At 58.3% G+C, this 20,907-nt stretch carries 27 protein-coding genes and 1 tRNA gene; 21 read left to right on the top strand and 7 right to left on the bottom strand.

Translation table 11 applies throughout. The annotated features are described in order from the left end of the window. The first annotated feature begins 1 nt into the window (after position 1). The 10 genes from LKD37_RS09750 to LKD37_RS09705 all read left to right on the top strand — a co-directional run bounded on the left by LKD37_RS09750 (position 2) and on the right by LKD37_RS09705 (position 5,698). A complete protein-coding gene (locus LKD37_RS09750; protein ID WP_302929031.1) occupies positions 2-259 on the top strand; it encodes a DUF4315 family protein in 258 nt (85 codons plus the stop codon). Next, positions 256-972: a DUF4366 domain-containing protein gene (locus LKD37_RS09745; protein ID WP_302929030.1), complete on the top strand. Its 717-nt coding sequence runs from the start codon at positions 256-258 to the stop codon at positions 970-972. The genes LKD37_RS09750 and LKD37_RS09745 overlap by 4 nt, the downstream gene beginning before the upstream one ends. Continuing rightward, on the top strand, positions 969-1,154 hold the full coding sequence (locus tag LKD37_RS09740) for a hypothetical protein (RefSeq protein ID WP_302929029.1): 186 nt from the start codon (positions 969-971) through the stop codon (positions 1,152-1,154). The genes LKD37_RS09745 and LKD37_RS09740 overlap by 4 nt, the downstream gene beginning before the upstream one ends. Next, positions 1,144-1,497: a cysteine-rich VLP protein gene (locus LKD37_RS09735; RefSeq protein ID WP_302929028.1), complete on the top strand. Its 354-nt coding sequence runs from the start codon at positions 1,144-1,146 to the stop codon at positions 1,495-1,497. The genes LKD37_RS09740 and LKD37_RS09735 overlap by 11 nt, the downstream gene beginning before the upstream one ends. Before the next feature lie 174 nt (positions 1,498-1,671). Continuing rightward, a complete protein-coding gene (locus LKD37_RS09730) occupies positions 1,672-2,628 on the top strand; it encodes a DUF8626 domain-containing protein (protein ID WP_302929027.1) in 957 nt (318 codons plus the stop codon). Between the two features lie 9 nt (positions 2,629-2,637). Beyond that, on the top strand, positions 2,638-3,216 hold the full coding sequence (locus LKD37_RS09725; protein WP_302929026.1) for a defense against restriction DarA-related protein: 579 nt from the start codon (positions 2,638-2,640) through the stop codon (positions 3,214-3,216). A 10-nt stretch (positions 3,217-3,226) separates the two neighbouring features. Next, a complete protein-coding gene (locus tag LKD37_RS09720) occupies positions 3,227-3,400 on the top strand; it encodes a DUF4316 domain-containing protein (RefSeq protein ID WP_302929024.1) in 174 nt (57 codons plus the stop codon). Next, positions 3,397-3,741 carry a plasmid mobilization protein gene (locus LKD37_RS09715; protein WP_302929023.1) on the top strand — a complete coding sequence of 115 codons (345 nt, stop codon included), beginning with the start codon at positions 3,397-3,399 and terminating at the stop codon, positions 3,739-3,741. Before LKD37_RS09720 ends, LKD37_RS09715 begins: the two co-directional genes overlap by 4 nt. 161 nt (positions 3,742-3,902) lie before the next feature. Beyond that, a complete protein-coding gene (locus LKD37_RS09710) occupies positions 3,903-4,190 on the top strand; it encodes a CD1845 family protein (protein WP_302929021.1) in 288 nt (95 codons plus the stop codon). 143 nt (positions 4,191-4,333) lie between these two features. After that, the gene (locus LKD37_RS09705) at positions 4,334-5,698 is read left to right on the top strand and encodes a relaxase/mobilization nuclease domain-containing protein (RefSeq protein ID WP_302929020.1); all 1,365 of its coding nucleotides are present in this window, start codon (positions 4,334-4,336) and stop codon (positions 5,696-5,698) included. 184 nt (positions 5,699-5,882) lie between these two features. Here LKD37_RS09705 and LKD37_RS09700 read toward each other — a convergent pair whose 3' ends face one another. Beyond that, positions 5,883-6,242, bottom strand: a complete 360-nt coding sequence (locus LKD37_RS09700) for a helix-turn-helix transcriptional regulator (RefSeq protein ID WP_302929019.1) — start codon at positions 6,240-6,242, stop codon at positions 5,883-5,885. A 267-nt stretch (positions 6,243-6,509) separates the two neighbouring features. On the opposite strand from LKD37_RS09700, the gene LKD37_RS09695 reads away from it, so the two are divergent. From LKD37_RS09695 to LKD37_RS09680, 4 genes are all read left to right on the top strand, one after another. Continuing rightward, positions 6,510-7,268, top strand: a complete 759-nt coding sequence (locus tag LKD37_RS09695) for a helix-turn-helix domain-containing protein (protein WP_118482307.1) — start codon at positions 6,510-6,512, stop codon at positions 7,266-7,268. A gap of 483 nt (positions 7,269-7,751) precedes the next feature. Then, positions 7,752-8,174 carry a sigma factor-like helix-turn-helix DNA-binding protein gene (locus tag LKD37_RS09690; protein WP_302929018.1) on the top strand — a complete coding sequence of 141 codons (423 nt, stop codon included), beginning with the start codon at positions 7,752-7,754 and terminating at the stop codon, positions 8,172-8,174. Positions 8,175-8,458: 284 nt separating this feature from the next. Next, positions 8,459-8,677 (top strand): hypothetical protein, encoded by a 219-nt coding sequence (locus tag LKD37_RS09685; RefSeq protein WP_118645419.1) that lies wholly within the window; start codon positions 8,459-8,461, stop codon positions 8,675-8,677. 71 nt (positions 8,678-8,748) lie between these two features. After that, on the top strand, positions 8,749-10,374 hold the full coding sequence (locus LKD37_RS09680) for a recombinase family protein (protein WP_302929017.1): 1,626 nt from the start codon (positions 8,749-8,751) through the stop codon (positions 10,372-10,374). Positions 10,375-10,466: 92 nt separating this feature from the next. Here the strand turns inward: LKD37_RS09680 and LKD37_RS09675 are convergent. Further along, positions 10,467-10,542: transfer RNA gene (locus LKD37_RS09675), tRNA-Ala, on the bottom strand. Positions 10,543-10,780: 238 nt separating this feature from the next. After that, positions 10,781-11,062 carry a phage holin family protein gene (locus LKD37_RS09670; RefSeq protein WP_302929016.1) on the bottom strand — a complete coding sequence of 94 codons (282 nt, stop codon included), beginning with the start codon at positions 11,060-11,062 and terminating at the stop codon, positions 10,781-10,783. A gap of 171 nt (positions 11,063-11,233) precedes the next feature. Between LKD37_RS09670 and pepF the strand changes: the two genes are divergently transcribed. Next, on the top strand, positions 11,234-13,033 hold the full coding sequence (gene pepF, locus LKD37_RS09665; RefSeq protein ID WP_302929015.1) for an oligoendopeptidase F: 1,800 nt from the start codon (positions 11,234-11,236) through the stop codon (positions 13,031-13,033). Positions 13,034-13,097: 64 nt separating this feature from the next. On the opposite strand, the gene LKD37_RS09660 is transcribed toward pepF, so the two are convergent. Then, positions 13,098-13,769 (bottom strand): hypothetical protein, encoded by a 672-nt coding sequence (locus tag LKD37_RS09660; protein ID WP_302929014.1) that lies wholly within the window; start codon positions 13,767-13,769, stop codon positions 13,098-13,100. A gap of 353 nt (positions 13,770-14,122) precedes the next feature. Between LKD37_RS09660 and LKD37_RS09655 the strand changes: the two genes are divergently transcribed. The 6 genes from LKD37_RS09655 (at position 14,123) to LKD37_RS09630 (ending at position 18,756) form a co-directional block, all read left to right on the top strand. Then, positions 14,123-15,307 carry an aminotransferase-like domain-containing protein gene (locus tag LKD37_RS09655; protein ID WP_302929013.1) on the top strand — a complete coding sequence of 395 codons (1,185 nt, stop codon included), beginning with the start codon at positions 14,123-14,125 and terminating at the stop codon, positions 15,305-15,307. Positions 15,308-15,355: 48 nt separating this feature from the next. Further along, positions 15,356-16,093, top strand: a complete 738-nt coding sequence (locus tag LKD37_RS09650) for a CpaE/TadZ family protein (RefSeq protein ID WP_302929011.1) — start codon at positions 15,356-15,358, stop codon at positions 16,091-16,093. Between the two features lie 75 nt (positions 16,094-16,168). Then, the gene (locus tag LKD37_RS09645) at positions 16,169-16,378 is read left to right on the top strand and encodes a 4Fe-4S dicluster domain-containing protein (RefSeq protein WP_022176868.1); all 210 of its coding nucleotides are present in this window, start codon (positions 16,169-16,171) and stop codon (positions 16,376-16,378) included. Positions 16,379-16,390: 12 nt separating this feature from the next. Continuing rightward, entirely contained in the window at positions 16,391-17,470 is a 1,080-nt protein-coding gene (gene vorB / locus LKD37_RS09640) for a 3-methyl-2-oxobutanoate dehydrogenase subunit VorB (RefSeq protein WP_302929010.1), read from the top strand. A gap of 1 nt (position 17,471) precedes the next feature. Continuing rightward, positions 17,472-18,218: a thiamine pyrophosphate-dependent enzyme gene (locus LKD37_RS09635; protein ID WP_302929009.1), complete on the top strand. Its 747-nt coding sequence runs from the start codon at positions 17,472-17,474 to the stop codon at positions 18,216-18,218. Between the two features lies 1 nt (position 18,219). After that, positions 18,220-18,756: a 2-oxoacid:ferredoxin oxidoreductase subunit gamma family protein gene (locus LKD37_RS09630; protein WP_302929008.1), complete on the top strand. Its 537-nt coding sequence runs from the start codon at positions 18,220-18,222 to the stop codon at positions 18,754-18,756. 68 nt (positions 18,757-18,824) lie between these two features. On the opposite strand, the gene LKD37_RS09625 is transcribed toward LKD37_RS09630, so the two are convergent. Genes LKD37_RS09625 through mtaB form a run of 3 tightly spaced genes read right to left on the bottom strand, consistent with a single transcriptional unit; the run spans position 18,825 to position 20,882 of the window. Further along, on the bottom strand, positions 18,825-19,007 hold the full coding sequence (locus LKD37_RS09625; protein ID WP_302929007.1) for a hypothetical protein: 183 nt from the start codon (positions 19,005-19,007) through the stop codon (positions 18,825-18,827). Positions 19,008-19,023: 16 nt separating this feature from the next. Beyond that, entirely contained in the window at positions 19,024-19,596 is a 573-nt protein-coding gene (gene yfbR, locus LKD37_RS09620; protein WP_302929006.1) for a 5'-deoxynucleotidase, read from the bottom strand. Beyond that, positions 19,596-20,882, bottom strand: coding sequence for a tRNA (N(6)-L-threonylcarbamoyladenosine(37)-C(2))-methylthiotransferase MtaB (gene mtaB / locus LKD37_RS09615; protein ID WP_302929005.1), 1,287 nt, complete (start codon positions 20,880-20,882; stop codon positions 19,596-19,598). The genes yfbR and mtaB overlap by 1 nt, the downstream gene beginning before the upstream one ends. Positions 20,883-20,907: the final 25 nt, after the last annotated feature.

Raw genomic sequence — 20,907 nt, 5'->3', positions numbered from 1 at the left:
TATGGCTATCTCCAAAAGCGCAAAAATTCAGGCCGAGATCGAAAAGGTCACGGCCAAGATCAACGAGCAGCAGGCACGGCTCAAGGAGCTGGAGCAGAAAAAGCTGGAGGCCGAGAACAGCGAGATCGTGGAGATCGTGCGCGGCATGAGTGTTTCGCTCACCGACCTGCCCGTGCTGCTCCAGACCATCAAGAACGGCGGCACTTTGGGACAGAATGTCCCGAAGTCCGATCCCACAGACAAGGAGGACAGCGAATGAACAAGTGGATGAAGAAGCTGACAGCGGCGCTCTGCGCCGCTGTTTTGATGTGCGGCATGGCGGTCACGGCCTACGCCGGAGGCGGTGAGGAATGGGATGGCCTTGCCCCGGTAGAGCCGCTGCCCGCCGAAACCGTTGACCCCGGCGAGGGCTTCACCGAGGATGGCAACCTTGTGACCCGTGATCTGCTCTACGATAAGGCCACCAACAAGCAGCTCATCACGGTGCAGACCAGCGGCGGCAGCACCTTTTACATCGTTATTGACTACGATAAGCCCACCGACGAGGACGGCGAACAGTATCAAACCTACTTTCTGAATATGGTGGACGAGGCTGACCTGCTGGCGGCGATGCAGGCGGCGGGCGGCGAGCTGCCGGAGTGTTCCTGCACCGATAAATGCGCCGTGGGTGCCATTAACACGGATTGTACCGTCTGCGCCGTGAACATGGGTGAGTGTCAGGGCAAAGCCCCCGAGCCTGCGCCCGTGGCGGAGCCGGAGCCTGAACCCGAGCCGGAGCAGCCCGAGAGCAGCAGAGGAACGCTCCTACTGGTACTGGCCGTGGCGGTCATCGGCGGCGCGGCGGGCTGGTATTTTAAGATCTACCGTCCCAAGAAGCAGGTTGCCGACGCTGCGGAGGACTACGGCGACGATTATGACGATACCTCGCCTTGGGAGGACGAGGACGAAACGGAAAGTGAGGATGAAGCATGAGATTTACCAACAGTCCCTATGAGGATTTTATGAAAGAAAAAAGTTACTTCAAGGGTGTTCCGCCCAGCCTGCCGCCCAAAGGCTCCCGCTGCGACGGCTGTCCCTACTGGCGCGGCATCGGCTGTATGTTCTGCTATCGGGAGCAGCTCACGCCAAAGACAGGGGGCAAAAATGAGCCGTGAGTTGACCCGGCAGGAAAAGGCGGCGATCCGCAAGCTGGTGACAAAGTGGTGCGCCAACTATGATAAAGACTATGGCTGCCTGCCGCTGGACTGTCCCTGCTATATGCTGGGCAAGTGCTGGACGGGCGCTTATTGCCGCTATTTCCGTTCGGCGGTGCTTCCCCTTGATCCCATGCTGGAAAGGTCGCTGACCGTGGAGCGTATCACGGAAACCCGTCCTTGCCCGGTATGTGGCAGGGCATTTCTCCCGGATGGGCGGCGGCAGCGGTACTGCTCCCCGGTCTGCGCCGGGGCTGCCCTGCGGGAGCAGAAGCGGGCGTATATGCGCCGCAAGCGGAGGTAGTGCGTGGAAAAATAGCCCCGGAAAATGCCTGCATTTACAAGGCTTTTCCGGGGCGATTTTGGGGTGGGCGGTATGTTTTCCCGCCCGCCCCTGTTTTCGCAGAAATGCTTTCCACATCCAAGCGCCGGGGCTTTGGGACATTTTGTCCCGAAGTCCCGGCTGAAAGGAGGACTTATGCCTAAATATTATGAGATCAGCGAGGCGGCGGCAAAGCGGGCAAAGGACATGAACAGCTATTCCGACTATGCCCCCGGCTCGGCCACGGCGGGCTACCGGGCGATGGTGGATGAAGCCTACGCGCTGGCAGAGAAGCAGAAAGCGCAGGTCGATCCCATGTACCATGATAAGATTGATGCCCTTGTTGACCGCTACGCCCGCAGGCTGGCGGAAAACCTCAATGAGCGCAACGCCATTGACGCCCGTGTTCCGTCCATTCTGATCACCGGGGGCGGCAATTTCCCCGTGGCGAAAAAGGCCAAGCAGAACGCCGCCCGGGATCGAAATTACGGCGAGTACGCCGAAATTAAAAAGCTGCTGGACAAGATCCGCTCCACAGGCCGGGGCGGGATCAGCGCCGATGATGACCTTGCTGTGGAAAAGCTCACGAAAAAGCTGGGGGGAATGAAGTCACAGCAGGCCATGATGAAGGCGGTCAATGCCTACTATCGCAAGCATAAGACGCTGGAGGGCTGTCCCGAGCTGACGGCGGAGCAGGTGGAAAAGGTCAAGGCGTCCATGTCCCAAGACTGGCGCAAAGACCCCGTTCCGTTTCCGTCCTATCTGCTCACCAACAATAACGCCAACATCCGCCGTGTGCGCCAGCGCATCGAGGAACTGAGCCACAAGGCGGAGTTTGTGGGTTGGACATTCCCCGGCGGGGAGGCCAAGGTCAATGAGGCGGAGAACCGCTTGCAGCTCATTTTTGAGGAAAAGCCAGACGCCGACACCCGGCAGGCGCTCAAAAGCGAAGGCTTCAAATGGGCGCCCAGCCAAGAGGCATGGCAGCGGCAGCTCAATCAGAACGCCATCCGTGCCGCCGCAAGGCTGGACTTCCTGCGCCCGGAGGACGGCAAAAGTCCCTATCAGCTTCAGCCCTTTGCGAAACGGGCGGAAAAGGATGTATCACGGTGAGGAGGGTATATGGACAAAAACCAAGGCTATGAGATCATCAAGGCCGTCATGCTGGAAAACGGCAGGGGCTTTGCGCTGGGGCATCATCCTACCGCTCCCTCGCCCTATGTCATATGGGCTTGCTACGATGACAAGGACGGCCAGCGGCAGTATGAATGGGGGCATTACGGCAGCGACCGTGCCGCTCTGGAACAGGACTTTGCGGCGCGGGTGCAGGAGTACCAGCGCCTTTACAATGTCGGTGTCAAGCAGAGCGAGGCTCCCGGCCTTTACAAGTATTATTCCACCCAGCGCCCCGTGGACATTGGGACATTCCCCAAGCCGCCCCGCAACGCCCCGGATGAGATCGTCAACTACGATCAGCGCGTCCCGGTTGAAAACGGATCGTTTCTGGCGTGGGGGCATTTGACCTACACACGGCCATTGACCAAGCGGCAGGCGTCTGACTATGAGCTGCGGCCTGCGCCCGACAATCCCGACAGACCCCGTTCGATCCGGGAGCAGATGAAAACCGCCGTAAAACAGGTCGAGGCTGACCGGGGGCAAGCCGCCCCAAAGAAAAATGCCCCTGACCGGGGCGACAGATAGGAGGACATTTATGGAGCAGGAACGCAATCCCAACAAGAACGCCGAGCTTTTTATGGAGCAGAACGGGAACATGATTGACGGCATCATCAACAATCTGCCTGTGTCGCCCCGGTCAGAAAAGCCGCTGGACAAGGTGCGGGAACACCCGCCCAAGCGCCGCAGCCGGGAGCGTGAGGAGCGTTGACGAAAAAGCGGCGGCGCTTTGTTCATCTTCATGTGATGGTGACGCCGGAGGAACAGGCGTTGATCGCTGACCGTATGGCCGAAGCCGGAATCTCCAACATGGGAGCCTATATGCGGAAAATGGCGCTCAACGGCTATGTCCTCCATGTTGACCTCTCGGACATCCGGGAGCTGGTGGCCTTGCAGCGGCGGTGTGCCAACAACCTAAACCAAGTGGCCGTCCATGCCAACACCTATGGTATCTATCCCTCGGAGATCGCGGCGCTCCAAAAGGACTATGCCGACCTTTGGGAGCCGCTGTCCGAGCTGCTGAAAAAGCTGTCGGCTGTGGTGAGCCTATGATTTGTCGGGGAGCGGCCTTGTGCCGTTCCCCGGCTTTCACGACCTCGGGACAAAATGTCTCGAGGTCGTGAAAGCTCGACATCCTTGTGTGCCTATTTTCCCGGCGGTATAATATGGGTAGAAGGACAAACCAACCCGATTTTCTAATGGAGGTAGCTGCTATGATCGTTCTCAAAATCCTTGCCGCCCCCGTGATGGTGGCGCTGTCCCTGCTGGCCGCTATGGTCACATTCCTGTTCTGCGTGGCGTCCGCCGTGTGCGAGCTGGGCTGCATCGTGCTGACGCTGCTCTCCCTGATCCTGTTCATCGGCGGGCAGACGGTAGGCGGGATCGTGTTCCTCGTCCTTGCGTTCCTCGTTTCTCCCTTTGGCGTTCCCGCCATCGCTGAGTGGCTGCTGGACAAGCTGCACTCGGCCAAGTTTGCCCTGCGTGATTTCATCACCGGCTGATACTTCGGGACAAAATGTCCCAAAGCTGAAACGACGGCGGCTGACCACAGCCGCCGTTTGTCATATCGGAAGGAGGGCTGCCTACGGCCACGACCTACTACAAGAAGCACAAAATCAGCAAGGGCGAAACCATCGCGCAGTCCTTGAAAGAGCGGTTTGACTACGGGCAAAACCCGGACAAGACCGAGGGCGGCGAATTGATCTCGTCCTACGGCTGCGACCACATGACTGCCGATGCCGAGTTCCTTTTGAGCAAGGCCAAGTACAAGGCCGCCACAGACCGGGAGCAGCGGCGGGACGCGGATGTGCTTTGCTATCAGATCCGCCAGTCATTCAAGCCCGGGGAGATCACGCCGGAGGAGGCCAACCGCATCGGCTATGAAACGGCGATGCGCTGGACAAAGGGCAAGTACGCCTTTTTCGTTGCCACCCACACGGACAAGGCGCACATCCATAATCACATTTATTACAACTCGACCTCGCTGGACTGCACCCGGAAGTTCCGGGACTTTATCGGCTCTGGCCGTGCGGTGCGGCGGCTCTCTGACCGCATTTGTCTTGAAAATGATCTGTCCGTCATTACCAATCCCAAACTGCACAGCAAGGGACGATTTCTCCATTACGGGGCATGGCTGGGGACGGAGCGGCAGCCCCCATACAAGGAGCAGCTACGGCTTGCCATCAATGAAGCTCTTGCTAAACGCCCCGCCGATTTTGACGCTTTTCTCCGGCTCATGGAGGCGTCCGGCTTCACGGTCAAGCATGGGCGCGGCGGTACGATCTCTTTTCTTGTTCCGGGGCAGGAGCGGGCGACCCGGCTTCGGGCGTCCACCCTCGGGGACGGCTACGATCCCGAGGACATCAAGACCGTCATCGCCGGGGAGCGCCCGATCCCGGAGCAGCCTGTCCCTGCGCCTGCTGCCCCTCGCCGTGTCAATCTGATCGTGGATATACAGGAGCGCCTGCGCTCCGGCAAAGGCGCGGCCTATGCGCGGTGGGCAAAGGTGTATAACCTCAAGCAGATGGCGGCGGCGCTTCAATTCATGCAGGAGCAGAATATCACCGAGTATGACCAGCTCTCTGCCAAGGCCGAGGACGCCGTTTCCCGTTTTCATTCCCTGACCGAGCAGCTCCGGCGGACGGAGGCTGACCTGTCCACAACATCCGAGCTGATGGGAGCCGTGGTGCGGTACGCCAAGACCCGCCCTGTCTTTGATGGGTACAAGGCCGCCAAGTACAGCCGGAAATACCTTGCCGAGCATGAGGCGGAGCTGGCGGACTACCGAGCGGCCAAGGCCACAATGGGAGAGCTGCTGGGCGGTGAGAAGCTGCCAAAGATGGCAGAGCTGAAAGAAAAGCGCCGCCAACTGGCGGCGCGGAAAAAGGCACTCTATACCGAGTACCGCTCGGCGCAGGAGGAGATGCGGCAGGCCGTGGCGGTCAAGGCCAACATCGACCATCTGCTGGGTGTCACGGACGGCCAGCGCAAAAAGGAACAGGAGCGATAGCGCACGGTGACGCTGACAAATTACTTTTGGACAAAATGTCCCAAAGCCGGGTTTGGGGAGGCTCCCCAACAAGCGTTTTTGCAGCCCGCCGGGATGCAAAAATAGCAAGTGTGGCTACACTTGCCCTGCTTGCCGTTAGTGCGTTCCCCGGAATCCCCGCGAAAAACGGAGGCAGCGCCGTTTCTTACGCCTCCTCCGTTTCACGGTTTTCTATGATCGCATTGATAATCCCCTCGACGAGCCGCAGCTCACTTTCATTGAGGGAATTAAGCTGAATGTTGATCCGCTTCTTTGCGGCTTCATCGGCTCCCATATCGGGGTAGAAGTATTCATCTACTGACAGGTCGAACATGGTTGCCAGTTGATAGAAAATATCTAAGCTCGGATGTTGACCGTCGTTTTCGTGGTACATGACAGTACGAGTGTCCCGCCCGATGATGTCAGCCAATTGCTCCTGTGTCATGCCTTTCTTCTCGCGGGCTTTCTTGATTGCAAGCCCCATCGGACGAAAATCAAATTTGCGTTCGCTTTTTTCGTTCTTCATGTCATCACCACCTAATGTAATTTTACATTTCGGGTGATAGTATTTGAACGGTGTTACATTTCATTCGTACTCATTTTTTATTTCATGTACACAGTTGAACTTGTGATACTGTAATGATAAAATAAACAATAGTGTACCTTTCACGAAAGAAATATCACAACTCTACTATCATTCAACATCCAAAATGATATACTCGCTTGCCATTCGGTTGCTAAATGGCAGCGTTAGAGCGATAATGCTCTTAGCAATCACAGGAGGTCAAAATCAATGTTCAATATTGACAAGAAGAAATTTGGCGCATTTGTCGCCGCACTTCGCAAAGAAAAAGGAATCACTCAAAAAGAGTTGTCAGAACAACTCTGTATATCTGATAAGGCTGTAAGCAAATGGGAAACGGGAGTTAGCTTGCCCGATACCGTTCTATTGATCCCGCTGGCAAATCTGTTGGATGTTTCCGTTACGGAACTTTTGATGTGTGAGAGATTGCCGAACGATGATGTACTAAAACCTGATAAAGTTGAGGATATTGTTAAGACGGCAATCACTTATGCGGACGAAAGCCCTGAAAGGGCATATCATGTAAAGAGCAAGTGGATTGTCTTTTACGGATTTTCCCTTTTGATTTGTTGTATCGGTACATTTCTGAACTATACAACGGCGCAGCCCTGCATGGAAACCTTGGAAACGCTTGCGCTTCTAAGTGCGGTATTCGGCGCGTACTTTTGCTGCTTCGTCCGCACTAAGTTATCAAGCTTTTATGATGAAAACAGTGTAAACATTTTTTATGATGGCCCATTCCGCATGAATGTGCCGGGAGTAAAATTCAATAATCGCAACTGGCCACATATTGTGAGAACTCTCCGCTTGAGTTTGTGCCTGTGTATGATACTATTCCCGATTATCAACATCGTGGCGGGCAGCATTGTAGCAGATGTATGGGAAAACATAGGGAAATATGTTTTCTTGGCTATGTTCCTTTGCGGTGTGCTGTTGCCAATATATGTGGTTGGAAAGAAGTATGAATAAATTAACTATAACCTGTAATAAAGCGTTGCACTAACTCTGCCAAATCTGCTGCACGACGGCAAAAGAAAAAAAGCCGTCGTACAGCAGTCCCATCAACACGCCTATATGAAACGGCGGCTTTGAATTTCAGAGCCGCCGTTTCTTTGCGCTTGCACAAACTGATGACGACTTGCAGGGACACGGTAGCCGATTGGAGGTTAATCTGCCGTGTCCATTTTACTTTTCCATAGCGTTCATGATCTGCACCAGCTAAAAAAAGCGTAGCCCCTCCATCGGAGCAGTCCGGCTTTGAAAGTGAAATTAAACATCATGTAACAGGATATTTATTTGCTTGCGTCCGTATAGCGTCATGCTATGCGGGCGTTTTTATATGCCCGCACCTTGGGACAATTTGTCCCAAAGCAACCAGCCCCGGCTGCCGATCCCCGCCGTTCCTCCGTTCTGTTCACCCACCCACACATGAACTGAATGGAGGAAATACAAATGACGACCATCAATCTGAAGGACTTTTACGCTTGGTACACCCATGATGAATACATCGAAGTTTCCGACGAAGTGGCCGCCGAGCTGAAGGCGGACAAGCTGTATGAGGCAGCCTATCAGCGGCGCACGACCCGCAACAAGGCGCAGTATTCCCTCGACTGTGACGATGGGATCGAATACTCGGCCTGCCTGCATGAGCCGACGCCGCAGGAGCTTCTGGATCGCATGGAGTTGTTCATCCACCTGTGGAACGCCCTCAACTCTCTGCCGGAGGTGCAGGGCATCCGGGTGGAGGCGCATCTGATCCTCGGCAAGAGCTACCGCCAGATTGCCCAAGAGCAGGATGTGGACAAGAGCGTTGTCCGACGCTCGGTGAAGCGCGGCATAGCTGCTATGAAAAAATATTTGAAAAAAGTTCTGTGAGCGGGGCTCCATTTGCCCGATTTTTGTCCTTGGTATATGAGAGGTAGTTTTCACTTCTCCGCAGCAAGGTAGTTGATGCTCCGTCACGGATCGTCGCTGTCCGCTGTGAGGGAGCGCCGCATTGAATATGAGCTGTCTTATGACAGGCCAACAGGAGCGGGTGCGGCGCTCCCGCCTTTCAAAAACACCTTGGGACATTTCGTCCCAAGGTCATAAGCCGTAGGCCAGCGCTTTTATGAGGCGCTGGCCTTTCCCTGTTGCCAAGAATTGAAAAGGAGGTCTTTATGCAGCAGAGAAAACAACATACCGCATTTGCTGTGGATGGCTACGCCATCACCGCCAGCTTTGCAGACTGCAAAAATGCGGCAGCGCTCCATCATATAAAGCAGATTTTACTATCTTCCTTTGCCAACAATACGGCAAAAAATAGCTCCGGCGACATCCTTGCAATCCCTCCCGAACAGAGGGATAATAATAGTGGGGGTAGTCCCTATGTACCTTGAAAACTTCATATTCCCCGCGTATTGATTGCGTTTTTTCATTGACCCATCGACAAATGAAAGGACGGATCAATATGATAGAAAACAGAATGATGACAGGTAATCGAGTTGATTGCCTATACCGCGTGTCCACCGACAAGCAGGTGGACTACAACGACAAAAGCCAAGCCGACATTCCCATGCAACGCAGAGAGTGCCATCGCTTCTGTGAAAAAATGGGCTGGACGATTGTTCATGAGGAACAGGAGGACGGTGTGTCCGGGCATAAGGTTAGAGCCGAAAACCGGGACAAGCTGCAAATCATCAAGGAACGAGCCAAGCAGGGAAAATTCGATATTCTGCTTGTGTTCATGTTTGACCGCATCGGGCGTATCGCTGACGAAACGCCCTTTGTAGTGGAATGGTTTGTCAAGAACGGCATCCGGGTCTGGAGTACGCAGGAGGGTGAGCAGCGTTTTGATAATCACACGGACAAGCTCACCAACTACATTCGCTTCTGGCAGGCCGACGGCGAAAGCGAAAAGACTTCAATTCGAACAAAAACCGCTCTTGGCCAGCTCGTCGAGGACGGCGGTTTCAAGGGCGGTCTTGCTCCTTATGGATATGACCTTGTAAAGAGTGGGCGCTTCAATAAACGCAAGCACGAGGTTTTTGAACTGGCTGTCAACGAGGCCGAGGCCGCTGTGGTACGGATCATCTTTGACAAATATGTGCATGAGGGTTTCGGTGCTCAACGGATCTCCACCTACTTAAATAACCTCGGCTATCGGGCGAGAACGGGTAAAATGTGGCATCACGCCAGCATCCGGGGTATCATTTGCAATCTGACATATACCGGGGTGCTTCGCAGCGGTGAAAGCCGCTCCCAAACGCTACCCCACTTACAGATTATAGAACAGGAGCTGTTTGAGGCCGCACAGCACATTCGTACTTCCCGCGCCAACTCCGCCGAACAGGAACGGCGTGTACCGCTGAATACCCGTGGTCAGTCCTTGCTGGCCGGGAATGTCTTTTGCGGGCATTGTGGCTCCCGGCTGGCGCTCACCACCAACGGCAAGGCTTACCCGTGTAAGGAAGATGCTCACCGCATTGTAAAGCGTGTGCGGTATATCTGCTACGGCAAGACACGAAAGCAAACCGAATGTGACGGGCAAACGGGCTACACGGCGCATATACTTGACGGTATCATTGATAAGGTGGTGCGGCAGATCTTTGAGCGGATGAAAGCAATCCCTAAAAGCGAGATCGTCAATATCCGCTACCGTGAAAAGATGGAAGAACGGAAGGCGCTTCTCAAAAGCGCTAAATCCGATTATGCCAAGGCTGCCGCCGAGTTTGATACGCTCCGGGCGGAGGTCATTAAATCCCTCCGGGGCGAAAGCGCTTTTCCGCAGGACTTGCTTAGTTCTCTGATCTCTGACTGTGAGACAAAATGTCTCGAAGTTCAGCATACTATGGAGACAGCGCAGGCGGCCTACGACGAGGGACAGGCCATGCTGGATGCCTTAAACGCTCAATACGACGATATTATATCATGGGCAGAAATGTATGATAGCGCCAGCATGGAGTCAAAGAAAATGATCGTGAGCTGCCTGATCCGGCGCGTGGAGGTGTATCGGGACTATCGGCTGCATATCGACTTCAACATTGACTTTGAGCAGTTCAGCGCCGGGCTGGACATTTCGGCAATCGCCGCATAAGAAAAGCCCGCTTCAAAAGAGAAGTGGGCATAAAACAAAAAACTCGCTTTTTTCAAAGCAAGTCTTTATTAAGAATACTCAGCGCACCCGTTTGGTGGAGATAAGCGGGATCGAACCGCTGACCTCTTGAATGCCATTCAAGCGCTCTCCCAGCTGAGCTATACCCCCATATAAGGGGTGCGCTGAGTAATTTCTTATTCAATTAGTGCGGGGGTTGTTTACCGCTTCAACCGGGCTCCCAGCTGAGCTATACCCCCGATTCAGTTCTGCGCCGCGGCTCATCGCTGTCGACTTGCTTAGTATAGTACGTCCGGCCCCATTTGTCAACAACTTTTTTCAAAATTTTTCAGTTTTTTTCGAAGCCGGGGGAGGGGGCAAAAGCTGCCCCTTTTCCCACCGGCGAAGCTCACTTCCCCTTGCCGCAGTCCGGCCCGGTGCAGAGCTGCTTCACCGCCTGCTGGGCGCCGGTGGCCGCCAGGCCCGACACCACGCCGATGGCGGCGGCGGTGATGGCATCCCCCGCCGGGAAGCCCGGCATGATATACAGTCCCGCCACCCCCAGAGCGCCGCCCAGGGCGGCGCACACCGTGGGAATCCACCGGTCCAGACGGCCCCAGGCCTTCATGGCCTGCCCCACCGCATAAGCGATCACCGTGATGGCGGCCACGCCCGCGATTCCGAAATCCATGTCTCGCCTCCTCCCGCCCCAGTATATGTGCGCACAGGGCAGACAGCCACCGGCAGGGAAATTTTTTTCACAATTCAGGCAAAGAAAGTTTGCAAATAAAATATAGGTGTGCTATAATGTTCACCGAATTGATTCGGTGGAATCCGACAAATTTTATGGAGGGGTAATCTTATGACCAATCAGACTATTCCCAAGCGCAGTGAAGTTCCGGAGGAGATGACCTGGAACCTGAAGGACATGTTCGCCAGCGACGAGGCCTGGATGACGGAATACGAGGCCATGAAGGCGTTCCCCGCCAAAATCGCCGCCTTTCAGGGCACCCTGGCCCGCAGCGCCGGGGACCTGCTGGCCTGGTTCCGGCTGCAGGACGAGATCGAGCTGCGGCTGAGCGTGCTCATGGGCTATGCCAGCTGCAAGGGCGACGAGGACACCGGCAACAGCTTTTATCAGGACGTCCGGGGCAAGGCCATGAACGTGTATGTGTCCATCGCCAGCGCCGCCGCCTTTGCCACCCCCGAGATCATGGCCATTCCCGAGGAGACCCTGAACGGGTTCTACGCACAGGAGCCGGAGCTGGAGACCTATCGCCGCAGCCTGTACCAGATCCGCCGCCGCAAGGACCACATTCTCTCCCCTGCCGAGGAGCGTCTGCTGGCCTCCGCCGGTGAGATGGCCAACGCTTCTGAGAACATTGCCGGCGTTTTCCGCAACGCCGACCAGATCTTCCCTGACGTCACCGACAGCCAGGGCAGCGTCCATCCCCTGACGGACGCCACCTTCGTCCCCCTGCTGACCAGCCCCGACCGGGAGCTGCGCCGCCGGGCCTTCGAGACCTATTACAAGCAGCTGGGCCAGTACAAGAACACCATCGCCGCCACCCTGGACGGTCAGTTCAAGCAGCTGTGCTTCTTTGCCAACGCCCGCCACTATGACAGCACCATCCAGGCCTCCCTGGACGCCACCGAGGTCCCCGTGCCTGTGTATATGAACCTCATCGAGGCCGTTCACAACAACCTGGACAAGATGTACCGCTACGTGGCCCTGCGCAAGAAGCTGCTGGGCGTGGACGAGCTGCATATGTACGATGTGTACACCCCCATTGTGGCCGACGCCGACCAGGCCATCCCCTATGAGCAGGCCAAGGAGACCGTGCTGGAGGCCCTGCAGGTGCTGGGTGAGGACTACGTGGACCTGCTGAAGGAGGGCTTCAGCAACCGCTGGATCGACGTGTACGAGAACGTCGGCAAGCGCAGCGGCGCCTACTCCTCCGGCAACAGCCGTCCCCACCCCTATGTCCTGCTGAACCACAAGGACAATCTGGACTGCCAGTTCACCCTGGCCCACGAGATGGGCCATGCCCTGCACAGCTATCACAGCTGCAAATATCAGCCTGTCAGCACCAGCGACTATGTGATCTTCGTGGCCGAGGTGGCCTCCACCTGCAACGAGGTGCTGCTGATGCGCCACCTGCTGAAAAAGACCACCGATAAGAAGCAGCGGGCCTATCTCATCAACCACTTCATGGACCAGTTCAAGGGCACCGTGTATCGCCAGACCATGTTCGCTGAGTTCGAGCTGGCCATGGGCAAGATGGCCGAAAACGGCCAGGCCCTTACCGCCGACGCCCTGTGCCAGAAGTACCACGAGCTCAACAAGCTGTACTTCGGCCCGGATATGGTGTCCGACGACCAGATCGCTCTGGAATGGGCCCGGATCCCCCATTTCTTCTATAATTACTATGTGTTCCAGTATGCCACCGGCTTCTCCGCTGCCGTGGCCATTGCCAACCGCATCCTCAAGGAAGGCGCTCCCGCCGTGGCAGACTACAAGAAGTTCCTGTCCGGCGGCTGCAGCACCGACCCCATCAGCCTGCTGAAGATCGCCGGCGTGGACATGAGCTCTCCCGAGCCGGTCAACAGCGCCCTGGCTCTGTTCGGCGAGCTGGTGGACGAGATGGAGCAGCTGGTGTAAGCGACACTGCCCCATCCAGGCATACCGGGCCGCGGCCCGGTATGCCTGGAATGATAAGCACCGCCTATTTTTCCCGCACGTCCAATATCGTACACAGCAGGGAGGCGCTGGCTTCCCTCCTGTAGGCGTCAAACTCCTCCCGACTTAGGCGGTATGGGTGTCCCCAGGAGGAGACGGTGAGGTAGTCCTCATCCATGGCAGTGACGGTGACGAAGTGGGCGTTGGTGGAGCAGGCCGGAGGGCCGCTTTCCCGGCCCGGCGTGTAGAAGGCGGTTTCCACGTTCCGCCACACCCGGGGAAAGTTCCTGCCGATGGACAGGATCACCGGCACGTCCCGGTCCAGCAGCTCCCCCATCCGGGTCCACAGCCGGTCCCGGCTGACCCCCCAGGAGGCCCGCAGGGGGATTCCCTGACGCAGGAACACGGCGTTCAGCCCCAGGGCGATGGCCCAGCCGTTGGTGCCCACCGGCGGGACCGCCGGCATATACCGGCGGCTCAGCTGTCTGGCCCACCGGTCATACAGGGTCCAGGGCACCGGCCCCCCGGCAGGCATCGTCCGTGCTGAGCCGACCTCCCGCTGCCGCGCCAGATACAGCAGCAGGTCCAGGGCCGCGATGACCCCGCAGCCATACCCCCGCAGAACCGGGCTGTCCGACCACCGCTGGCTGCCGCCATAGGACAGGCGGCCATCCTTCAGGACGGAAATATACTCACCCTTCAGCGTATGTTCTTCCATTTCTGCACATCCTCCCCATAAGTTTCCTTTACTATACCGTTCCCGCCGGGAAAAGTCAACGTACCCCCGGGGGACTCTGTATAATCCTACCGGGTTGGTGCCTTTAATTGCCATGTTTTTAACATTTTTGCCAAAAAAATCACATAAGTTTCCTTTGTGGAAAATGCCGTTATTCCTCCCGGAATTTTTGTGCCAGTCTCCAAACTTACGGAATCAGGCCCTTTCGGACCCGGTTTTCCCCCCTCTGTTCCTTTACATCGTTGTGAATTTGTGCTTAAATATAGCCGGAAGCATATGCGTGCAGGCGGCAATCTGCACAAGCACATGGCTATGAATTTGAGGAGGAAGCATTCATGGTACAATTTTCAACAAGGATGGACCTTTTGAAAGGGTCCGAAATCCGTGAGCTGCTGAAGCTCACCGCACAGCCCGACATCATTTCCTTTGCCGGCGGCATGCCCGCACCGGAGCTGTTCCCCGTGGAGCAGATGATGGAGGCCTCCCGGGCCGTTTTAGAGGAGAACGGCCGCGCGGCTCTTCAGTATTCTTCCACCGAGGGTCATCCCCGTCTGCGCCAGCAGATCGCCGAGCGGATGCTGGCCAAGAACAACATCCACACCGACGCCGACCACATCCTGGTGACCTCCGGCTCCCAGCAGGGTCTGGATTTCTCCGCCCGGGTGTTCCTGAATCCCGGCGATGTGGTGCTGCTGGAAAGCCCGTCCTATCTGGGCGCCGTCAACGCCTTCAAGGCCTGCGAGCCCCGGTTCATCGAGGTGCCCACCGACAACGGCGGCATGATCATGGAGGAGCTGGAGAAGATCCTGGCCACCACCGAGCGGGTGAAGATGATCTACGTCATCCCCGATTTCCAGAACCCCACCGGCCGCACCTGGGACCTGGAGCGCCGCCACCAGTTCATGGAGATCGTCAACCGTTACGAGATCCCCGTCATCGAGGATAACCCCTATGGTGAGCTGCGGTTCGAGGGCGAGTATCTGCCCGCCCTGAAGAGCCTGGATACCAAGGGCCTGGTGATCTATCTGGGCACCTTCTCCAAGATCCTGGCCCCCGGCTACCGCATCGGCTGGGTCTGCGCCGAGGAGCACATTCTGGCCAAGTACAACTTCATGGAGCAGGCTGCCTCCCTGCAGGCCTCCACCATCGGCCAGATGGAAACCTCCAAGTGGATCGACATGTTCGATCTGGACGCCCATGTGGCCACCATCCGGGCCTGCTATGACAAGCGCCGGAAGGTGATGCTGGAGACTCTGGAGCGGGAGCTGCCTGAGGGCTGCACCTTCACCCACCCCGTGGGCGGCCTGTTCGCCTGGGTGGTGCTGCCGGAGTATATGGACGCCAAGGAGCTGCAGATGAAGTGCCTGGAAAAGAAGGTTGCCTTCGTTCCCGGCGGTTCCTTCTTCCCCAACGGCAACCATGAGAACACCCTGCGTCTGAACTACAGCTGCATGCCCGAGGAGAAGATCGTCCAGGGCATCACGGCTCTGTGCCAGACCATTCGCGAAAACCTGCGGTAATCCCGCGTTTCTGATGCAAGCGTTACTATTTTAAGGAGAATCTGACCCATGAAAAACGTCAAGGTGCTGATCGGCAACTACGGCAGCGGCAAAAGCGAGCTGGCGCTGAATTTCGCCATCCGGGCCGCTGCCCGGGGCGACAGAACGGAGCTTCTGGACCTGGATATGGTGAACACCTACTTCCGCCTGACCGAGCGGGGCAAGCTGGTGGAGCAGAAGGAGATCCGTCTGGTGTCCCCCAACTTTGCCTGCTCCGGCATCGAGACTCTGTCCCTGCCGGCGGAGGTGTCGTCCGCCTTCGTGCTGGACTGGGACAGCGTCATCTTTGACGTAGGCGGCGACGACGTGGGCGCCACGGCCCTGGGCCGCTATCACCAGGACTTTGTCAGCCTGGAGCCCGGCGCTCTGGAGGTGCTGAACGTGGTGAATATCCGGCGGCCTCTGGCCAGCACCCCGGAGAAAATCCACCACCTGCAGGACGCCATGCAGCTGCACTCCCGGCTGACCATCACCGGCATGATCAACAACACCAACCTCTCCACCATGACCAGCGCCGACGACCTGTGGGACGGCTATCTGGTGCTGCGGGAGGTGGCGGACCGCACCGGTATCCCCGTGGCGTACACCACCGGCAAAAAGGAGTTCCTGGACGATTTCCTGGCCCGGAACCCGGACCCCGCTTATGTGGGAACGCCCGTCCCCATCGACGTGTACATGCACCGCGACTGGGATTCCTACATCCAGCACGGTCTGAACACCACCGATCCCCGGAAGGAGATCTATTAACGCGCGACCCCCGGTAAGCGGGATTTTTATAGATACCCATTGGAAAGGCAAAAATCCAGAAAAGAGGTGTAAAGTGTGGTAAGAGTTACTATCAACGAGAATCTTTGCAAGGGCTGCGGCCTGTGTGTTCGGGCCTGTCCCAAGCACATCATCGCCCTGTCCAAGACGAAGATCAACGCGAAGGGCTATCACCCGGCTGAGGTCACTGATATGGAGGCCTGCATCGGCTGCACATCCTGCGCGCGTACCTGCCCTGATGTGGTCATCCGCATCGAAAAAGACTAAGGAGGATTTATAATGGCTTTGACTCTTATGAAGGGTAGCGAAGCTATCGCGGAGGCTGCCATTCGCGCAGGCGCCCGTTTCTTCTTCGGCTACCCCATCACTCCGCAGACGGAGATCCCTGAGTACATGTCCGCCCGTATGCCCGAGATCGGCGGCTGCTTCCTGCAGGCCGAGAGCGAAGTGGCGGCCATCAACATGGTGTACGGCGCTGCCGGTACCGGCGCCCGCGTCATCACCTCTTCTTCCAGCCCCGGCGTGTCCCTGAAGCAGGAGGGCATCTCCTACTGCGCAGGCGCCCGCGTCCCCGCCGTGATCGTCAACGTCATGCGCGGCGGCCCCGGTCTGGGCAACATCCAGGCCTCCCAGGGCGACTATTTCCAGGGCGTCAAGGGCGGCGGCAACGGTGACTATCACCTGCTGACCTACGCTCCCTCCTCCATCCAGGAGTTCATCGACATCATGATGTTCGCCTATGAGAAGGCTGAAAAATATCGTATTCCCGTTCTGTTCCTGGCCGACGGCATCATCGCCCAGATGATGGAGCCCGTGGAGCTGCCCGAGATGGTGGACTACAAGGTCGACCCCGAGGAGAAGCCCTGGGCCTGCACCGGCTGGAAGCCCGGCGACGATCCCGCCAAGCGCGGCGTTATCAACTCCATCTATATCGACACCGAGAGCCTGGCCGTTCACAACGACGAGCTGCAGGCCGTGTATAAGGAAGTGGTGGCCAACGAGCAGATGGTGGAGACCTACAACTGCGAGGGCGCCGAGTACATCATCACCGCCTTCGGCACCGTGGCCCGCATCGCCAAGAGCGCCATTGCCGAGCTGAAGACCAAGGGCATCAACGTGGGTCTGGTTCGTCCCATCACCGTGTGGCCCTTCCCCTACGACGCCGTCCGCGAGGCCGCCAGCCAGGATTCCGTCAAGGCGGTTCTGGACGTGGAGCTGAACGAGGGCCAGATGCTGGAGGATGTCAAGCTGGCCATCAACGGCGCCAAGCCCATCGATTTCACCGGCCACTGCGGCAGCCAGATGCCCACCACCGATGAGATCGTCGAGAAGATTCTCAGCATGAAGGAGGGCAAGTAACATGGCCGTATTATTTGAAAAGACGAAGCTGCTCACCGATAAGCAGTTCCATTACTGCCCCGGCTGCAACCACGGCATCATTCACCGCCTGGTGGCCGAGGTCATCGACGAGATGAACCTGGACGGCAAGGTCGTGGGCGTGGCCCCCGTGGGCTGTTCCGTGTTTGCCTATGACTACTTCAACTGCGACATGTACGAAGCCGCTCACGGCCGCGCCCCCGCCGTGGCCACCGGCGTCAAGCGCGCCATGGGCCCGGACACCATGGTGTTCACCTATCAGGGCGACGGCGACCTGGCCTCCATCGGCACCGCCGAGATCGTTCACGCCGCCCACCGCGGCGAGAAGATCGTCACCATCTTCGTCAACAACGCCATTTACGGCATGACCGGCGGCCAGATGGCCCCCACCACCCTGATCGGCCAGAAGACCACCACCTCTCCCTATGGCCGTGACGAGGCCTGGTGCGGCGCCCCCATCAAGATGAGCGAGATGCTGGCCGCTGTGCCCAGCTCCTACTACATCGAGCGCGTGGCCGTCAACAACACCGCCAACATCGTCAAGGCCAAGAAGGCCATTGCCAAGGCTTTCCGTTATCAGAAGGAGGGCAAGGGCTTCTGCATGGTGGAGGTTCTGTCCACCTGCCCCACCAACTGGGGTATGTCTCCCGTGGAGGCTATGACCTGGTTGGAGGAGAACATGATTCCTTACTATCCTCTGGGTGTTTACAAAGACAAGGAGGCCAAGTAACATGGAAAAGACCTTTATTTTCGCCGGTTTCGGCGGTCAGGGCATGCTCCTGATCGGTAAGTTCATGGCGATGGCCTGTATGCTGGACGGCAAGCACGTCTCCTGGCTGCCTTCCTACGGCCCCGAGATGCGCGGCGGTACCGCCAACTGCTCCGTCATCGTGTCCGACGAGCCCGTGGCCTCCCCCCTGGTGGACAAGGCCGACGTCATCGTGGCCATGAACCGTCCCTCCCTGGATAAGTTCGAGGATCACGTCAAGCCCGGCGGTGTGCTGGTCATCAACAGCAGCATCATCGACCGCAAGGCCGTCCGCGACGACATCCAGGTGGTGTACTGCGACGCCAACGCCATTGCCGAGTCCATCGGCAATCCCAAGGGCGCCAACGTGGCCATTCTGGGCGCTGTCCTGGAGAAGGTCCCCGTCACCACCGTGGAGCAGATGACCGAGGCCATCCGCATCGAGCTGGGTGAGCGCAAGGCCCGCTTCCTGGAGGGCAACAAGAAGGCTTTGATCGCCGGCATGGAAGCCGCCCGGTAAAGCCTTAACCCCGCAAATTGCATAAAAATCCCCGGCTGCCAGGCAGCCGGGGATTTTTTGGCTCTATATCAATCCTGCATATACAGATCTTCGCAGTCCAGCTCCGCCTGACGCAGCAGCTCCGTCAGCTGCTGCCACAGGCACTGTTCCCGGAAATCCTCCCGCCGCTGCTCCAGCAGCTCCGTATCGCAGCCATTGATCCGGTCATTGTTCCTGTTTTCGGTGATGTCCACGCAGAAAAGGGGTGTCATAAGCATTCCCCTCTCATTATTCCAGCTCGTCCAGGGTCAGGCGGAAGCTGGGCAGGAATTCCTCTAAAAACAGGTCCACCTCCGGCAGGTGCATATCCGCCAGGGCCTGGCGGGTCTGGCGGGCGGCGGCGCAGAACTCGTGGTTGCCGGCCTTCTCCTCCTCCAGGCACTTGATGTGGGCCGACAGCTTGTCCGCCGCCTTTACCAGCTCCTCCACCTGGGGGTCTGCCGGGGTCAGCAGGTCCGCGTACAGGCCCCGGAGCTTCTCCGGCAGCATCCCTGTGAGCTTGCGGCAGGCGATGGCCTCCACCTGCTTATAGGCGTCCCGGATGTCGGGGTTATAATACTTGATGGGCGTGGGCAGGTCGCCGGTGAGGATCTCGCTGGCGTCGTGATACAGGGCCGCCACGGCCACGGCTCCGGCGTCCACCTGGCCGCCGAAATACGCATTGCGCAGCACCGACAGGGCGTGGGCCAGAATGGCCACCTGGTGGCTGTGCTCCTGGATGTTCTCGGTGTAGCTGTTGCGCATCAGGGCCCAGCGGTCAATGAACCGCATCCGAGCCATATAGGCGAAAAAGTGGTGCATTATTCCAGCTCCCCCCATAGAATTTCTCCGTCGGTGCCGGTGATGCGCACCGGCAGCACCCGGTTGTGGAGGTCCTCACCACCGGACACGGCCACCTCCATATAGTTGGGCGCGTGGCCGCCGTAACGGCCCGCCACTGGCTGCTCAAACAGCACGGGATAGGTCCGGCCCACGCATTCCTCCAGATAGGCCCGGTGCAGCCGGGCGGCCAGGGCCCCGGCCCGGGCGGCACGCTCCTCCTTCACCGGCCCCGGCACCTGGGGCATATCCGCCGCCTTGGTGCCCGGGCGGATGGAGTAGGGGAACACGTGCATGGCCGCGAAGCGGCACTCCTCCAGAAACGCCAGGGTGGCGGAGAACTCCTCCTCCGTCTCCTGGGGGAAGCCGCAGATCACGTCGGTGGTGATGGCGGGGTGGTCAAAGTACCGCCGCAGCAGGTCCACGGACTGCCGGAACCGGGCGGTGTCGTACCGGCGGTTCATCCGATGCAGGGTGGCGTCGCAGCCGGATTGCAGGGACAGGTGGAAATGGGGGCACAGGTTGGGCAGAGCCGCCGCCCGGCGGCAGAAGTCCTCGGTGATGGTCCGGGGCTCCAGGCTCCCCAGCCGCAGCCGCAGCCGGGGTGCGGCCGCCGAAACGGCCTCCATCAGGTCGATGAGGCCGGTGCCGTTGTGGAGATCCTGACCCCAGGAGGAGATCTCGATGCCGGTGAACACCAGCTCCCGATAGCCCTCGGCCTGAAGCTGGCGGGTCTGGGCCACGGCCTGGTCCATGGGCAGGGAGCGCACCGGACCCCGGGCAAAGGGGATGATGCAGTAGGTGCAGAAGTTCACGCAGCCGTCCTCCACCTTCAGCATGGCCCGGGTCCGGGCGGCCAGGCCCCCGGCAGGCAGCACCTCGAAGCTCCGCCGCCGCAGGGAGTCGTCCACCGCCACCCGGGGGGTGCGGTCCCGGACCTCCTGCTCCAGCAGGTCCAGAAAGGCCATCCGGTCCCCGGTGCCGCCGATCAGGTCGATGCCCAGGGTCTTTGCCTCGTCGGTGTGGGTCTGGACATAGCAGCCGCAGGCGGCCACCACGGCGCCGGGACTGCGCCGCCTGGCCCGGCGGATCATCTGGCGGGATTTTTTGTCGCTGACGGCGGTGACGGAACAGGTGTTGATGATGTAAGCGTCGGCGCTGTCCTCAAAGTCCACCAGCTCGTGGCCCCGGCGGCGCAGCTCCTGCTCCATGGCCTGGGTCTCGTACTGGTTCACCTTGCAGCCCAACGTGTAAATGGCAGCTCGCATGGGGATTCTCCTTGCACTTTTCGGG

The sequence above is a fragment of the Brotocaccenecus cirricatena genome, from assembly GCF_020687045.1.
GTDB classification, from domain to species: domain Bacteria; phylum Bacillota; class Clostridia; order Oscillospirales; family Oscillospiraceae; genus Vescimonas; species Vescimonas cirricatena.
The sequence above is the reverse complement of the archived record's forward strand: the minus strand, read 5'-3'. Positions and strand labels throughout refer to the sequence as shown.

What these genes read in the sequence shown, in the direction of transcription:
- LKD37_RS09750 (WP_302929031.1), top strand. Translation starts at nt 2, where the DNA reads ATGGCTATCTCCAAAAGCGCAAAAATTCAGGCCGAGATCGAAAAGGTC.
- LKD37_RS09745 (WP_302929030.1), top strand. Translation starts at nt 256, where the DNA reads ATGAACAAGTGGATGAAGAAGCTGACAGCGGCGCTCTGCGCCGCTGTT.
- LKD37_RS09740 (WP_302929029.1), top strand. Translation starts at nt 969, where the DNA reads ATGAGATTTACCAACAGTCCCTATGAGGATTTTATGAAAGAAAAAAGT.
- LKD37_RS09735 (WP_302929028.1), top strand. Translation starts at nt 1,144, where the DNA reads ATGAGCCGTGAGTTGACCCGGCAGGAAAAGGCGGCGATCCGCAAGCTG.
- LKD37_RS09730 (WP_302929027.1), top strand. Translation starts at nt 1,672, where the DNA reads ATGCCTAAATATTATGAGATCAGCGAGGCGGCGGCAAAGCGGGCAAAG.
- LKD37_RS09725 (WP_302929026.1), top strand. Translation starts at nt 2,638, where the DNA reads ATGGACAAAAACCAAGGCTATGAGATCATCAAGGCCGTCATGCTGGAA.
- LKD37_RS09720 (WP_302929024.1), top strand. Translation starts at nt 3,227, where the DNA reads ATGGAGCAGGAACGCAATCCCAACAAGAACGCCGAGCTTTTTATGGAG.
- LKD37_RS09710 (WP_302929021.1), top strand. Translation starts at nt 3,903, where the DNA reads ATGATCGTTCTCAAAATCCTTGCCGCCCCCGTGATGGTGGCGCTGTCC.
- LKD37_RS09700 (WP_302929019.1), bottom strand. Translation starts at nt 6,242, where the DNA reads ATGAAGAACGAAAAAAGCGAACGCAAATTTGATTTTCGTCCGATGGGG.
- LKD37_RS09695 (WP_118482307.1), top strand. Translation starts at nt 6,510, where the DNA reads ATGTTCAATATTGACAAGAAGAAATTTGGCGCATTTGTCGCCGCACTT.
- LKD37_RS09690 (WP_302929018.1), top strand. Translation starts at nt 7,752, where the DNA reads ATGACGACCATCAATCTGAAGGACTTTTACGCTTGGTACACCCATGAT.
- LKD37_RS09685 (WP_118645419.1), top strand. Translation starts at nt 8,459, where the DNA reads ATGCAGCAGAGAAAACAACATACCGCATTTGCTGTGGATGGCTACGCC.
- LKD37_RS09680 (WP_302929017.1), top strand. Translation starts at nt 8,749, where the DNA reads ATGATAGAAAACAGAATGATGACAGGTAATCGAGTTGATTGCCTATAC.
- LKD37_RS09670 (WP_302929016.1), bottom strand. Translation starts at nt 11,062, where the DNA reads ATGGATTTCGGAATCGCGGGCGTGGCCGCCATCACGGTGATCGCTTAT.
- pepF (WP_302929015.1), top strand. Translation starts at nt 11,234, where the DNA reads ATGACCAATCAGACTATTCCCAAGCGCAGTGAAGTTCCGGAGGAGATG.
- LKD37_RS09660 (WP_302929014.1), bottom strand. Translation starts at nt 13,769, where the DNA reads ATGGAAGAACATACGCTGAAGGGTGAGTATATTTCCGTCCTGAAGGAT.
- LKD37_RS09655 (WP_302929013.1), top strand. Translation starts at nt 14,123, where the DNA reads ATGGTACAATTTTCAACAAGGATGGACCTTTTGAAAGGGTCCGAAATC.
- LKD37_RS09650 (WP_302929011.1), top strand. Translation starts at nt 15,356, where the DNA reads ATGAAAAACGTCAAGGTGCTGATCGGCAACTACGGCAGCGGCAAAAGC.
- vorB (WP_302929010.1), top strand. Translation starts at nt 16,391, where the DNA reads ATGGCTTTGACTCTTATGAAGGGTAGCGAAGCTATCGCGGAGGCTGCC.
- LKD37_RS09635 (WP_302929009.1), top strand. Translation starts at nt 17,472, where the DNA reads ATGGCCGTATTATTTGAAAAGACGAAGCTGCTCACCGATAAGCAGTTC.
- LKD37_RS09630 (WP_302929008.1), top strand. Translation starts at nt 18,220, where the DNA reads ATGGAAAAGACCTTTATTTTCGCCGGTTTCGGCGGTCAGGGCATGCTC.
- LKD37_RS09625 (WP_302929007.1), bottom strand. Translation starts at nt 19,007, where the DNA reads ATGACACCCCTTTTCTGCGTGGACATCACCGAAAACAGGAACAATGAC.
- yfbR (WP_302929006.1), bottom strand. Translation starts at nt 19,596, where the DNA reads ATGCACCACTTTTTCGCCTATATGGCTCGGATGCGGTTCATTGACCGC.
- mtaB (WP_302929005.1), bottom strand. Translation starts at nt 20,882, where the DNA reads ATGCGAGCTGCCATTTACACGTTGGGCTGCAAGGTGAACCAGTACGAG.